Here is a 13,367-nt window from a genome sequence, read left to right as displayed (position 1 = left end):
TCGGGCCCGCCTGTCGGCGGGGCGCGCGTGCCGGGTCGGACCCAGAATGATCATCGGCCGGCGGCGTCACCGCTCGAGGGGAGCCCGGGGGACGGCGTCGGCCCCGTCCGCGGACGCGACGCGGCCCCGCACCCGATCCGGGTGCGGGGCCGCGTGCGCCGTCGACGATCCGTGGACCGGCCGCTCAGCTGGCGTAGGCGCGCAGGCGGTCCGCCCGCTCGCCGACCCGCAGCTTCGCCATGACCTCGCGCTCGATCTGGCGCACCCGCTCGCGGGAGAGCCCGAAGCGGCGGCCGATCTGGTCCAGCGTGCGCGGCTGGCCGTCGTCGAGGCCGTAGCGCATCCGGATCACCGCCTGCTCGCGCTCCTCCAGCGTGCCGAGGACCCGGCGCAGGTCGTCGTGCAGCAGGTGCGAGATGACCGTGTTCTCGGCGTCGGCCGCCTGGTCGTCCTCGATGAAGTCGCCGAGCGGGGCCTCCTCGTCGCTGCCGACCGGCATGTCGAGGCTCACCGGGTCCCGCGCGTGGTCGAGCAGGTCGGCGATCTTCTCCTCGGGCAGCCCGGACTCGGCGGCCAGCTCCTCGTGGGTGGCCTCGCGGCCGAGGCGCTGGTGCATGTCCCGCTTGATCCGGGCCAGCTTGTTGACCTGCTCCACCAGGTGCACGGGCAGCCGGATGGTGCGGGCCTGGTCGGCCATGCCGCGGGTGATCGCCTGCCGGATCCACCACGTGGCGTAGGTCGAGAACTTGAAGCCCTTCGCGTAGTCGAACTTCTCGACCGCGCGGATCAGGCCCAGGTTGCCCTCCTGGATGAGGTCGAGCAGCGGCATGCCGCGACCCGTGTAGCGCTTGGCCAGCGACACGACCAGGCGCAGGTTCGCCTCGAGCAGGTGGTTGCGGGCGCGCTCGCCGTCGCGCACCACGGCCCGCAGGTCGCGGGCGTAGGCCGGGTCGAGCTCGCGGCCCTCGGCCCGCGCGGTGTCGAGCACGTGCGTAGCGAAGACGCCGGCCTCGATCCGCTTCGCGAGGTCGACCTCCTCCGCCGCGGTGAGCAGCGCGGTCTTGCCGATGCCGTTCAGGTAGACGCGGACCAGGTCCGCGGCCGGGCTCTGCGCGTCGAGATCCTCGGCGGTCAGCTCGGGCCGACCGCTCTCGCGGACCTCGTCCACCGTCTCCTCCGTGACCTCCTCCGGCGCCTCGGGGGACGCCGGGGTCGCCGCGGTCCGCCCGGGGGCCGACTTCTTCACGGCGGCGGAGCGCGAGGACGAGGTACGCTGGCCGGGAACGCGAGCCGGCGCGCGGCGCCGGGTGGGCGCGGTCGCAGAGTCGCTACCGGTGCTCCGGCGCGCGGATCCGGTGTGTGCAGGGTCCAGTGCGGGATCCACCGTCGGTGCCACTGTCATGGACGTTCCTCCCCTAACGCGACCCGGGCGGTTCGCCAGTGGGACCAGGCCCTCCGCCGGGGTTCTACAGGGTTGAACGCACGGGTGCGGATAAACGTTCCCGGCGTCGCGCATCCGCCGTGCGGGTGATGGATGCCGGGAACGTCCCCCGCGTCAGGCGACGCCCGAGATGCCGTTCGTGGAGAGCGAACGGACCTCCGCCATGAGCGCGGGCCAGTCCCGGCGCAGGGCGTTCCGGCCGGTGAACAGGCCCAGGTGGCCCCCGGCGGCGACCCGCTTCGTGATCGACTCCGCGGGGGTCGACACGTGGTCGGCGATCGCGAACAGCTGCGCCGGCGGCGTGATGTGATCCGTCGCACCCGCGAGCAGGAACAGCGGGCAGGAGATCGCGTCGAGCCGGGCCGGCCGCCCGTCGACCTCGAGCTCGCCGCGCACCAGCCGGTTGCGCCAGAACAGGTGCTCGACCAGCCAGAGGTAGAACGCTCCCGGGATGTCCTGGGTGTGCTTGAACCAGTCCTCGAACACCCGGTAGCGCTCGACGTGCGCCGGGTCGTCGACGTCGGCCAGCAGGCGCAGCTGGCGGCCGATCTCCGCCTGCGGCTGGATCATCACGAAGTTCGCGAGGACCGCGGCGCCGGCCATCGTCCCGCCGTTGGCCGCGACCAGGGCGCGGTAGGGCGCGAGCCCGAACCGGCCGGCGAGGGCCTGCGTCGACGCCGCGATCACCGAGTCGCCCGCGTGGAAGTCGATCGGGGCGCCCGCCAGCGTCAGCGTGTGGACGCGGTCGGGGTGCAGCGTCGCGTAGATCGTGGCGAGCCAGCCGCCCTGGCAGTCGCCGACGAGGTTGGCCCGCCCGCCCATCCGGCGGATCGAGCGGTCGATCACCTGGATGTAGTCGGTGATGGTGACCCGCTTCGTCGCGGGCGTGGCCGGGCGCCAGTCGAGCGAGTAGAGCCGGGTCAGCCCGGACTCCCGCAGCGCGGTCAGCTGGCTCTGCCCCGGCGCGAAGTCCACGACCGTCGAGCTGTGCCCCGCCTGTGGCGGCAGCACCAGCGTGGGGACGACGGGATCGGCGCGGTGCTCGTCGGCGGTGAAGTCCCGCAGCACCGCGAAGTCCGTCTCGAGCGTGATCCGGTGCGGGAGGTGCCAGCGGGGCTCGGCGCGGTCGAGGACGGTCGTCCACCAGAGCGCGGTGCGGGCGGGGGCCGCCCACGGGCGGCGGGCCAACGACCACCAGGCGGAGCCGGCCGCCCGGCCGGCCTCGGCGAGGCTGCGGGCCGCCGTCTCGGTGCCGTAGCGGAGCAGGAAGCGGTAGGGGTGCTCGGCGGCGGGACCGACGGGGGTGTCGACGGGGGTGCCTGCGAGCTCCTCGGTGCCGCTGCGCTGGAGGGTGCTCTCGCCCGTGTCGCCGGACAGCGCGCTTGTCATGGTCGTCTCCCATCGCCGGTGATGTCGACCGTCGTGTGCTACTCGACAGTAGGTCGTGGTGCGTATCCCGAGCAACAGCTGACCTACCCGGCGGTAGTGCTTGCTATGCCAAGCGCAGGTGACGGGGCTTACCAAGTGACCTGGATCCGTCACTGCCCGCTACCGGGGAGTACCCCCCACCATGGTGCGACCGCTGCCGGAGAGCCCGATCGGCCCGGGGCGGACACACGCCGTTTCAAGGGGGAGGCCACCGCCGATGACGTCCAGGAAGACACTCGCAGCAGTCCCGCCGGCCGCGGGGGCGACCGGCACGGACCCGTCGTCCGAGCGGGCGCGGGCCGAGGAGCGGGCGCGCCGGGTGGTCGGCTCGGTCGCCGACGCGGTGAAGGAGCGCATCGACCCGCGGACCGTCGCCGCCCGCCTGGACCCGATCGGGTTCGTGCCCGCGCTGGCGGGCGCGGCCAAGGCCGTCGCCACGCACCCGGGGACCGCGGCCAAGGTCGGCCTCGGCTGGGGTCTCGACGCGTCGCGCGCCGGCGTCGTCTCCGCGCTGCGGGCGGTCGGGGCCTCGACGGACGGCCCGGCCGTCCTGACCGAGCGCGACCCCCGGTACAAGGACCCCGTCTGGGAGGAGAACGCCTGGTACTGGCTGTGCCGCCAGGAGTACGCGCTCTTCGCCGCGCGGCTGCGCGAGCTGGCCGGCGGGCTGGAGCTCGAGCCGATCACCCGCCGCAAGATCGATTTCCTGGTCGCGCAGCTGATCGAGGCCGCCGCCCCGCCGAACTGGCCGGCCGGCAGTCCGGGCATGGTGCAGAAGGCCTTCGAGACCGGGGGTCGCAGCCTGGTCCGCGGCGCCCGCAACGCCCTGCGCGACCTCGTGCAGAACCGCGGCCTGCCCCGGCAGAACACCCCGGGCGAGTTCGTGGTCGGTGAGCAGCTCGCCTCCACCCCGGGCAAGGTGGTGTACCGCAACCGCCTGATCGAACTGATCCAGTACGCCCCGCAGACCCCGCAGGTCCACGAGATCCCGCTGCTCATGAGCCCGCCGTGGATCAACAAGTTCTACATCATGGACCTCGCCCCGGGGCGCAGCCTCGTCGAGTGGGCCGTGCAGCACGGGCACACCGTGTTCATGATCAGCTACCGGGACCCGGACTCGACGCTGCGCGACCTGACGGTGAGCGACTACCTCCGCGAGGGCCCGCTGGCCGCGCTGGACGTCGTCCAGGAGATCACCCGTGCGCCGAAGGTCAACGTGGCCGGGCTGTGCCTCGGCGGCACGATCGCGGCGTCGATGCTGGCGTGGCTCGCGGCCCGCGGCGACGACCGCGTCAACAGCCTCACCCTCATGAACACCCTGCTGGACTTCACCGGGCCGGGGATCCTCGGCGTGTTCACCGACGAGGCGACCGTCGCGCGGCTCGAGCGCACCATGCGCAAGGACGGGTACCTGCCCGCGTCGAGCATGAAGATGACCTTCGACCTGCTCCGCGCCACGGATCTGCTGTGGCGCTACGTCGAGGCCAACTGGCTGCAGGGGCGCGACCCCGAGCCGTTCGACATGCTCACCTGGAACGCCGACTCCACCCGGATGCCCGCCGAGATGCAGACCGAGTACCTGCGCACGTGCTACATCCGCAACGAGCTGGCCGAGGGCAAGCTCGAGCTCGCCGGGGAGCGGCTGGACCTGCAGAACGTCCGGCAGGACGCCTACGTGATCACCGCCGAGCGGGACCACATCGCGCCGTGGGAGTCGGTCTACCTCGGGGCCCGCAAGCTCGGCGGCACCGTGCGGTTCGTGCTGTCGAACTCCGGGCACATCGCCGGCGTCGTCAACCCGCCGTCGTCGAAGTCCCGGCACTGGTTCACCGAGTCGTCCGAGTTGCCGGAGAGCGCGCAGGACTGGCGCGACGACGCCACCGAGCAGCGGGCGAGCTGGTGGGAGGACTGGGCGAACTGGGCCGAGGTGCACGCCGGGGACAAGGTCGCGCCGCCGCCGCTCGGGTCCGACGCCCACCCCGCGCTCGGCGACGCCCCGGGCACCTACGTGCTGAAGAGCTGACCCGTCGCCGATGCGGGGTCGCGACACCGCGGCCCCGGATCGGGAAGACTGGGGGCATGACGACGGGTGGTGGCGGCGGTCCGGCGGAGGGCCGGGCGCACGACGGGGGCTGGTCCGAGCAGGTCAACGCGCTGGGCGGGTTCATCCGCGCCCAGCGCCAGATGGCCAAGCTCTCCCTCCGCGAGATGGCCTCCATGACCCGGGTGTCGAACGCCTACCTGAGCCAGGTCGAGCGGGGGCTGCACCAGCCGTCGCTCAAGGTGCTGCACTCCATCGCCGACGCGCTGCACCTCAACACCGAGCAGCTGCTGCAGCAGGCGGGGTGGGGTGGCGTCGCTGCCCGGGCCGCCACCGGCAACGGCCGCGCCGAGCCCGCGGGCGACGAGGCCGGTGCCGGGCCGTGCTCGGTCGAGGAGGCCGTGCGCGCCGAGACGCGGCTGACCGAGGAGCAGAAGACCGCTCTGCTCGGGGTGTACCGGAGCTTCCTCGAGTCGTGACGGGGCCCACGAGCAGCGCTGATTGACATACTTAACGCTGATGCGTAGTTTAGGTAGCGCCACGCCGATCGGCGTGCGCCACCAGAACTCTCCGAGACACCGCCCCGCACGAGGGGGCAGAGGAAGGGAGGCCGTCATGGCCGGCACCAGCGAGAAGCTCACCGACTTCGCCAAGCGCGGCCAGGAGGCCGTCAGCTCCGCGTTCGACGCCTGGACCGACGCCGTCGGCACGCTCACCTCGTTCCGTCCCACCGCGGCGGACGCGCAGAGCCTGCTCGACAGCTCGTTCGGCGCGGCCGAGAGGGTCCTCGCCAGTCAGCGCGACTTCGCCAAGGGCGTGTTCGAGGCCGGTGTGCAGGTCGTCGAGACCGTGGGCGAGCAGGCGGACAAGGTCTCCGCCAAGGCCCGCACCACCGCGGCCCGCAAGACCACCACCCCGGGCGTCTGACCTGCGAGTCAGGTCTCGACCAGCACGGTGAAGGGGCCGTCGTTCACCGACGCGACGGCCATCTCGGCGCCGAACACCCCCGTCTCCACGTGCGCACCCCGTGCGCGCAGGGCGGCCACCACGGCGTCGATCACCGGCTCGGCCGCCTCCGGCCGGGCCGCGGCGGACCACGAGGGCCTGCGGCCCTTGCGGGTGTCGCCGTAGAGCGTGAACTGGCTGACCACGAGCAGCGGGGCGCCCGCGTCGGCGCACGACCGCTCGCCGTCGAGCAGCCGCAGCTCCCAGAGCTTGCGGGCCATCCGCTCGACGTCCTCGGCGCCGTCGTCGTGGGTCACACCCAGCAGCACGAGCAGGCCCTCGCCCTCGATCGCGCCGACGGTCCGACCGCCGACCGCGACGGAGGCACCGCGGACCCGCGAGGCGACCGCCCTCACCGGGCGGTACCGGCGGGCAGCAGCACGCCGTGCCGCACGAACTCCCGCACGGCGGGCAGGGCGGCCTGCACCAGGGCGTCGACCGGGCGGTCGTGTGCGTAGGACAGCAGCGCGAACAGCTCCTCCAGGGGCAGCGCGCCCGAACAGCCGGCGAGCAGCGCGGCGGCGGGCTCGTCGACCTCGTGCCGCCACTGCGGCCCGTCGGCGAGCACGACCGCCGCGCCCGCGTCGGACCAGCCCTCGTCGCCGGCCACGGCGTAGCGCTCCAGGGTGGCGTTCGGGGACAGCGTGAGCCGGGCGCCCAGCAGCGCCTCGTCGGTCGCGTGGTCGCGCAGCCAGTCGACGCGGTCCAGCCAGCCCGCCATCTCCGCGTTGAGCGGGTCGGCCAGCTCGCCGGGCAGGTCCTCGACCACGATCTCCGGGGCGCGCCCGTCGGGCACCGTGCGCAGCAGCAGGAAGCCGAACCCGACGGCCTCGACGCGCTCGTCCTCCAGCCAGTCCAGCCACGCCGCTGCCTGCGCGCGGGTGGCCGGGGCGGACAGGTCCAGGCCGGCGTCGCGCTGCCAGGTGCCGACGTGCAGCGCCGGGTCGGTCACCTCGCGCTGGACGATCCAGGCGTCGCAGCCCTCGGGGATCCACGCGCGCACCCGGTCCGGCCAGTCCTCGCCACGCACGTGCAGCCACGACCCGAGCAGCTGGGCGCGCCCGCCGGGCCGCAGCCGGGCCGGGAGGTCGTGCAGCAGCCCGGCCAGCGCCGCGTCGCCGGCCTGCCCGGAGTCCCGGTAGACGTACTCGACCCGCGCCGGGCCGGGCACGAACGGCGGGTTGGAGACGATCGCGTCGAACCGCCGGTCGGCCACCGGCGCGAGCCAGGGGCCCTCGACGAGGTCGACGGTGTGCACGCCGGACAGCGCGAGCGTGGCCCGTGCCGTCGCCAGGGCCCGCGGCGCCACGTCCGTGGCGGTGACCCGCCCGGAGAACCGGCTCGCGTGCAGGGCCTGCACGCCGCACCCCGTCCCCAGGTCGAGGGTGTCCCGCACCGGCGTGCGGACCAGCGACGACGCGAGCGTGAGCGACGCCCCGCCGACACCGGTCACGTGGTCGCGGTCCTGCCGCGCGGCCGGCGTGTCGAGGTCGGAGAGGACGTACCAGAGCGCCTCGCCGGCCGGGTCGTCGGGATCGTCCTCGCCGTAGGGGCGCAGGTCCATGGCCGCGCGCACGCCGTCCGGGGTCCGGGCGAGCAGCCCGCCCGCGACGAGCGCGTCGATCTCCGGCAGCGGCGGGGCCGGTTCGGTGTCGCCGAGCAGGAACAGCCGGACCAGCGAGCCGAGGCCGCCGGCCTCGCGCGTGGCGCGGGCGGCCGCCTCCGGTTCGCCACGGGTCAGGGCCGCGTGGGCGCCGGCGCCGAGCAGGTCGCGCACCCCGGTCGTGGTGAAGCCCTGCTCGAGCAGACCGTCCTGGAGCCGGGCGCAGAGGTCGTCGGACAGTGCCGGTGAAGGGGTGGGGGAGGACCGTGCGGCGTTCATCGCCCACCATCCTCACCGATGCGGGTTCGCGCAGGTCACCCGGTACCGTGGGCGGGTGCTGAGCCTCTCCCAGGACGCCGCCGCCGACGCGCTCCTCGACCGCGACCCGCTGGCGCTGCTCACCGGCATGCTGCTCGACCAGCAGATCCCGATGGAGCGCGCGTTCGCCGCGCCCGCCGAGCTGGCCCGGCGCCTCGGCACGGACACCCTCGACGCGCGGCAGATCGCCGGCTACGACCCCGAGAAGCTGGTCGAGGTCTTCGCCGAGAAGCCCGCGCTGCACCGGTACCCGCGGTCGATGGCGGGCCGCGTGCAGGCGCTGCACCAGGCGATCGTGGAGCGCTACGACGGCGACGTCACCGGTGTCTGGGCCGACGCCGCGGACGGGAGGGACCTGTTCCGCCGGCTGTCGGCGCTGCCGGGCTTCGGCACCCAGAAGGCGCAGATCTTCGTGGCGCTGCTCGGCAAGCAGTGCGGCGTCACGCCGGAGGGGTGGCGCGAGGCGGCCGGGAACTACGGCGAGGAGGGCTCGTTCCGGTCGGTGGCCGACGTCCGCGACCCCGGGTCGCTGGAGCGGGTCCGCGAGTTCAAACAGGCGGCCAAGGCCGCGGCCAAGGCCGACAAGGCCGCGAAGAAGGCCGGGACGTAGTCCCGGGAGAAGGCGGCCGCGGGATGCGGCGCGGGACACGCCCCGCCCCGTGATCGCCCCGCAGTAGCATCGACGCCGTGCACAAGGTCCCGACCGACCGCCGCGAGATGCGGGTCATCGACCCGGATCAGGTGTGCGACGCGACCGCCGTGCTCGCCGACACCGAGCAGGTCCAGCACGCGGCCACCGTCCTCGACGCGCTCGGCGAGGTGAACCGGCTGTCGATCCTGCTGGCGCTGCAGCACGCGGGCGACCTCTGCGTGTCCGACCTCGCGGTCGCCGTCGGGATGAGCGACAGCGCCGTGTCGCACGCCCTGCGGCTGCTCCGGGCGCACGGCATGGTCACCGCGCACCGCGAGGGCAGGCTGGTGCGCTACCGGATCGCGGGCGGGCTGGCGAAGCGGTTGCTCGAGGTCGTGTCCGAGGAGGCCGTCGGGCCGGTGCGGCTGCACGCCCACGGCGCGCACGACGAGCCCGGGGAGGCCTCCGCGGAGCCCGGCCGCACGGGCTGAGCCCCGTGCGGGCACCTGACGATCCGCCCGGTCGTGCGCCGTCGGAGTGGTCCGTCCGCAATTTGTTTCGTTGTGCAATCCGGTGCCGGGTCGACGCGCGTACCGTCGAGGTGAGTGACACGATGGGCAGGGAGGTGGTCCGGTGACGACCGAACCCAGTCGCTCGACGGGACGGGACTCCGATCCCGTGCTCATCACGGATGCGCAGCGCTCCTACGAGGAGGAGCTCGCCACCCGGAAGCGACGTTACAAGATCATGATGGGGATGCGCATCCCCTGCATGGTCCTCGCCGCCGTCTTCTACCAGATCCCGTGGCTCGCGGTGACGCTGCTGGTGATCTCGATCCCGCTCCCGTGGATCGCGGTGCTCATCGCCAACGACCGGCTCCCGCTGAAGACCGAGAAGGTCAACCGGTACAGGGGCGAGCGGCGCGAGCTCGAGTCGAGGGAACACCCGGTCATCGAGAGCGGCAACAACGGCTGAGCCGGTTCAGCCGGCGAGCTGCGCGGCGACCTCGGCGGCGAGGCGGGCGTTGGCGCGCACGAGCGCGACGTTGGTGGCCAGGCTGGCGCCGTCGCTGGCGGAGTGGAAGTGCTCCAGCAACGCCGGGGTGACGTCCTTGCCGGTGATCCCGCGTTCGGCGACCAGCTGCAGGCCCTCCGCGAGCAGCCGGTCGTGCAGGGCGGCGTCGAGCTCGTCACCGTCGGGCACGGGCCGCGCCAGCACCATCCCGGATCCCGGGCCGAGCGCGCTGTGCGCCCGCCAGGCCGCCGCGGCCTCGGCAGGGGTCTCGATCCGCCAGGGGACGGGGAACCCGGCGTCGCGGCGGTAGAAGCCGGGGAAGCGGTCGGTGCGGAAGCCGAGCACCGGCACCGACGAGGTCTCCAGTACCTCCAGCGTGGCCCCGACGTCGAGGATCGACTTCACCCCGGCGCACACCACCAGCACCGGCGTCGTGGCGAGGGCGGGCAGGTCGGCGGACACGTCCCAGGTCTCCCGCGCGTCGCGGTGCACGCCACCGAGCCCGCCCGTGGCGAAGACCCGGATCCCGGCGAGCGCGGCGAGCCGGGCGGTGGCGGCGACCGTCGTCGCGCCGGAACGGCCCAGGCCGGCGGCGACGCCGAGGTCCCGCACCGACAGCTTCTCCAGCCCGCCGGCGCACACCCGGTCCAGCTCGGCGGGCCCGAGGCCCACGTGCGGGCGCCCGTCGAGCAGCGCGACGGTGGCCGGGACGGCTCCCGCGGCCCGCACCTCGGCCTCCACCTCGTCGGCCACCTCGCGGTTCCGCGGCGCGGGCAGCCCGTGCGCCAGGAGCGTGCTCTCCAACGCGACGACGGCACCCCCGGACCCGACTGCGGCGCGGACGGCGGGCGAGAGCACGAGGTCGGGCACGTGGGGCATCATGGAGCACATGGCGACCCAGACGCTGCCCGACGTCGAGACCCGGCCCCAGGGGACCGACTCGACCGGCTCCGACGAGCCGAAGATGTTCCACTACGTGAAGAAGTCCAAGATCGCCGAGAGCGCGGTCCTGGGCAACATGGTGGAGGCGCTGTGCGGCGAGCGGTTCCCGGTCACGCGCTCGCCCAAGCCCGGCTCCCCGGTCTGCCCGGACTGCAAGAAGATCTACGAGGGCCTGCCCAAGGGCGGCGACGGGGGCGAGTGAGCCTCGCGCCCCTCGACGAGGCGTCCGCCGGGTCGACGGACCGGAGGCCGCCCAGGGCGGAGCGCGGTCGGGAGCGGAGCGGCGCCGGCCCGTCGCGGTAGGGCGAGCCGGCGCCGGTCCCCGGCGCGGCGGCGACGTGCCGCGTCGACACGCCGGCGAGGCCCTCGCGGTCCGCACCCGCACAGCGGCCCGGGTGATCTCCGCCGGGGTACGGCCGCCGGCCGTCCGACCCCGGAGCATCCAGACCAGGTCCGACGACGGCATGCGCCACCTCTCCTTCGCGAACAGCGTGCGCGGAGGTGGCCCGGCCCTACCCCGGCGGCCGGTTCCGCCCGGTCCGGCGGGTCGGCGTGGCGGTCCGCGGGTCCTCCGGCCAGTGGTGCCTGGGGTAGCGGCCGCGCAGCTCGGAGCGGACCTGCGGGTAGCCGGTGTCCCAGAAGGAGTCGAGGTCGTCGGTCACCGCGGCGGGCCGGCCGGCGGGGGAGAGCAGGTGCAGCAGGACGGGCGCGCCGGCGATCCGCGGCGTGGCCGTCCAGCCGAAGGCCTCCTGCACCCGCACGGGCAGGACCGGGCGCTCACCGGCGTAGTCCACGGCGATCCGGGACCCGCTCGGCACGGTGATCCGCTCCGGGGCGAGCTCGTCGATCCGCCCCGCGAGCGGCCAGCCGACCAGCCCGCGCAGGGCCGCCCCGGCGTCGACGGCGGCCAGATCGGCCCGGCGCCGGGCGCCCGCCAGCGGGGCCGCGAGCCAGCCGGCCGGGTCGGCGGCGCCGGCCAGCAGGTCCTCCTCGGACACCGACGGCCACTCGCCGCCGAGCGTGCGGTGCAGGAAGGCGAGCCGCTCCCGGAGCGCCTGGTCCGCGGCCGACCAGCGCAGCAGGCCGGTGCCCTCGGCGCGCAGGCCGGCGACCAGCGCCTCCCGGACCAGCGCCGGATCGGGATCGCGCAGCGGCCGCTCCTCGAGCACGATCGCCCCGAGCCGGCGCACGCGCCGCGCCCGGACGTCGCCGTCGGCCCATCCGACCTCCTCGGCCTCGGTGACCAGCGCCGACGCCACCTCCTCGGCGAGCGCCCGGTCGGCGGCCGCGGCCAGCCGGACCCGTCCGTGCGCCGCGCCGGGGGTGCGGTCCGCGACCGCGACCGCGAGCCACTCCTGCGCGCCCAGCCCGGCGTCGGCGACCTCGACGGCCGTGCCGCCCGCCATGAGGAACACGGGCGCGTCCCCGGGCCGCCGGCGCGCGATGCGCTCCGGGTGGGCCAGCCCCGCGACGAGCGCGGCCTCGGCGACGGCTGCGCCGGCGACGGCGCGCGACCCGGGCACGAGCCGGGCGAGCCGCGTGGCCTCGGCCCGCCACCGCCCGGCCGCGGGACCGCCGCCGCCGCGGAGCCGGGCCAGCTCGGCGGCGAGGTCGGTGCCGGCGGCGAGGGTGTCGTCGTCGAGCAGGGCGACGACCTCCGCCGCCGACCGCGACCCGACTGCGGCAGCGCCGTCGAGCAGGGCCCGGGCGAGCCGGGGGTGCAGCCCGAGCCCGGCCATCCGCTCGCCGCGCGGGGTCGCGGCGCCCGTCGCGTCGACCGCGCCGAGCGCCCGCAGCACCGCCTGCGCGGCCGCGAGGGGACCCTCCGGCGGGGCGTCCCACCAGCGCAGCCCCGAACCGTCGGGCGTGCCCCACACGGCGAGGTCGAGGGCGAGCCGGGTGAGGTCGGCGGTGCGGATCTCCGGCTCCGGGAACGGGGCGAGCACCTGGCCCTCCGGCCAGCAGCGGTAGGCCTCGCCCGGCGCCTCCCGGCCCGCGCGCCCCGCCCGCTGTTCCGCGACGGCCGCGGACTCGGCGATCGTCACCAGTCCGGCGAGGCCCCGGCGGTGGTCGACGCGGGGGACCCGCGCGAGCCCGCAGTCGACGACCGCGCGCACGCCCGGCACGGTCAGGCTCGACTCGGCGATCGAGGTCGCCAGGACGACCCGCCGCCCGTCACCCCGCAGCGCGGCGTCCTGCTCCGCGGGCCGCAGCCGGCCGTGCAGCGGCAGCACGGGAACGCCGAGCCCGTCCGGCCCGGCCAGCGCGGCCTCGGTGCGGCGGATCTCCGGTACGCCCGGCAGGAACGCGAGCACCGCGCCGTCGGTCCGCTCCAGGGCCGCCCGGATCCCGCGCGCCACGCACGCCTCGATCCGCTCGCCCCGCCGCGGCGGGAGGTGCCGGACGGTCACCGGGTGGGTGCGGGCCTCGACCTCGACCACCGGGGCCGGCTCGGCCGCGCCGAGCAGGGCCGCGAGCCGGCCGGCCGCCACGGTGGCGGACGCCGCGAGCAGCGGCAGGTCCGGCCGGAGCCCCTCCCGCGCGTCGAGCAGCAGGGTGAGCAGCAGGTCGGCGTCGAGGTGCCGTTCGTGGCACTCGTCGAGCACCACGGCACCGACGCCGGGGAGCTCGGGATCGCGGGCCAGCCGGCGCAGCAGCAACCCCGAGGTCACCACCTCGACCCGGGTGGCGGCCGAGGTCCGTGCGTCGCCGCGCACCGAGTAGCCGACCCGGCCACCGACCTCCTCGCCGAGCAGCGCGGCCATCCGCCGCGCGGCGGCCCGGGTGGCCACGCGCCGGGGTTCGGCCACGACCACGCGGCCGTCCACCGCGTCGGCGAGGGCCAGCGGGACGAGCGTGGTCTTACCCGTGCCCGGTGGGGCGACGAGCACGGCGGCGCCGTGCGCGGTGAGCGTGCCGGTGACGTCGGCGAGCGCTCCCCGAC

13 protein-coding genes are annotated in these 13,367 nt (G+C 75.4%); 7 read left to right on the top strand and 6 right to left on the bottom strand.

The annotated features are described in order from the left end of the window. Positions 1–184: 184 nt before the first annotated feature. Both LWC35_RS34620 and LWC35_RS34615 read right to left on the bottom strand, forming a co-directional pair. On the bottom strand, positions 185–1,246 hold the full coding sequence (locus tag LWC35_RS34620; RefSeq protein ID WP_372463157.1) for a sigma-70 family RNA polymerase sigma factor: 1,062 nt from the start codon (positions 1,244–1,246) through the stop codon (positions 185–187). A 309-nt stretch (positions 1,247–1,555) separates the two neighbouring features. Further along, the gene (locus tag LWC35_RS34615; protein WP_232874722.1) at positions 1,556–2,830 is read right to left on the bottom strand and encodes an alpha/beta fold hydrolase; all 1,275 of its coding nucleotides are present in this window, start codon (positions 2,828–2,830) and stop codon (positions 1,556–1,558) included. Between the two features lie 256 nt (positions 2,831–3,086). Between LWC35_RS34615 and LWC35_RS34610 the strand changes: the two genes are divergently transcribed. The 3 genes from LWC35_RS34610 to LWC35_RS34600 all read left to right on the top strand — a co-directional run bounded on the left by LWC35_RS34610 (position 3,087) and on the right by LWC35_RS34600 (position 5,837). Then, positions 3,087–4,892 carry a PHA/PHB synthase family protein gene (locus LWC35_RS34610; protein ID WP_232874721.1) on the top strand — a complete coding sequence of 602 codons (1,806 nt, stop codon included), beginning with the start codon at positions 3,087–3,089 and terminating at the stop codon, positions 4,890–4,892. Positions 4,893–4,948: 56 nt separating this feature from the next. Next, positions 4,949–5,389, top strand: a complete 441-nt coding sequence (locus LWC35_RS34605) for a helix-turn-helix domain-containing protein (protein ID WP_232874720.1) — start codon at positions 4,949–4,951, stop codon at positions 5,387–5,389. A gap of 136 nt (positions 5,390–5,525) precedes the next feature. Beyond that, positions 5,526–5,837 (top strand): hypothetical protein, encoded by a 312-nt coding sequence (locus LWC35_RS34600; RefSeq protein WP_232874719.1) that lies wholly within the window; start codon positions 5,526–5,528, stop codon positions 5,835–5,837. An 8-nt stretch (positions 5,838–5,845) separates the two neighbouring features. Here the strand turns inward: LWC35_RS34600 and dtd are convergent, their stop codons facing one another. Continuing rightward, the gene (gene dtd / locus LWC35_RS34595; protein ID WP_232874718.1) at positions 5,846–6,271 is read right to left on the bottom strand and encodes a D-aminoacyl-tRNA deacylase; all 426 of its coding nucleotides are present in this window, start codon (positions 6,269–6,271) and stop codon (positions 5,846–5,848) included. Beyond that, complete coding sequence (locus tag LWC35_RS34590; protein ID WP_232874717.1) at positions 6,268–7,797, bottom strand: DUF7782 domain-containing protein; 1,530 nt, start codon at positions 7,795–7,797, stop codon at positions 6,268–6,270. The genes dtd and LWC35_RS34590 overlap by 4 nt, the downstream gene beginning before the upstream one ends. Before the next feature lie 55 nt (positions 7,798–7,852). Between LWC35_RS34590 and LWC35_RS34585 the strand changes: the two genes are divergently transcribed. From LWC35_RS34585 to LWC35_RS34575, 3 genes are all read left to right on the top strand, one after another. Next, positions 7,853–8,446, top strand: coding sequence for an HhH-GPD-type base excision DNA repair protein (locus tag LWC35_RS34585; protein WP_232874716.1), 594 nt, complete (start codon positions 7,853–7,855; stop codon positions 8,444–8,446). 77 nt (positions 8,447–8,523) lie between these two features. Beyond that, on the top strand, positions 8,524–8,958 hold the full coding sequence (locus LWC35_RS34580; RefSeq protein WP_232874715.1) for an ArsR/SmtB family transcription factor: 435 nt from the start codon (positions 8,524–8,526) through the stop codon (positions 8,956–8,958). A 142-nt stretch (positions 8,959–9,100) separates the two neighbouring features. Then, positions 9,101–9,442 (top strand): DUF3099 domain-containing protein, encoded by a 342-nt coding sequence (locus tag LWC35_RS34575; protein WP_232874714.1) that lies wholly within the window; start codon positions 9,101–9,103, stop codon positions 9,440–9,442. A 6-nt stretch (positions 9,443–9,448) separates the two neighbouring features. On the opposite strand, the gene LWC35_RS34570 is transcribed toward LWC35_RS34575, so the two are convergent. Next, positions 9,449–10,360, bottom strand: coding sequence for a pseudouridine-5'-phosphate glycosidase (locus LWC35_RS34570; RefSeq protein ID WP_232874737.1), 912 nt, complete (start codon positions 10,358–10,360; stop codon positions 9,449–9,451). Positions 10,361–10,370: 10 nt separating this feature from the next. On the opposite strand from LWC35_RS34570, the gene LWC35_RS34565 reads away from it, so the two are divergent. Beyond that, positions 10,371–10,625 (top strand): DUF3039 domain-containing protein, encoded by a 255-nt coding sequence (locus LWC35_RS34565; RefSeq protein WP_232874713.1) that lies wholly within the window; start codon positions 10,371–10,373, stop codon positions 10,623–10,625. Positions 10,626–10,935: 310 nt separating this feature from the next. Here LWC35_RS34565 and hrpB read toward each other — a convergent pair. After that, on the bottom strand, positions 10,936–13,367 hold a 2,432-nt coding region (gene hrpB / locus LWC35_RS34560), incomplete at its 5' end, for an ATP-dependent helicase HrpB (protein WP_232874712.1).

Origin of the sequence: Pseudonocardia kujensis, from assembly GCF_021283305.1 — a bacterium.
Lineage (GTDB): Bacteria > Actinomycetota > Actinomycetes > Mycobacteriales > Pseudonocardiaceae > Pseudonocardia > Pseudonocardia kujensis.
This window is presented reverse-complemented; position numbering and strand designations above follow the sequence as displayed.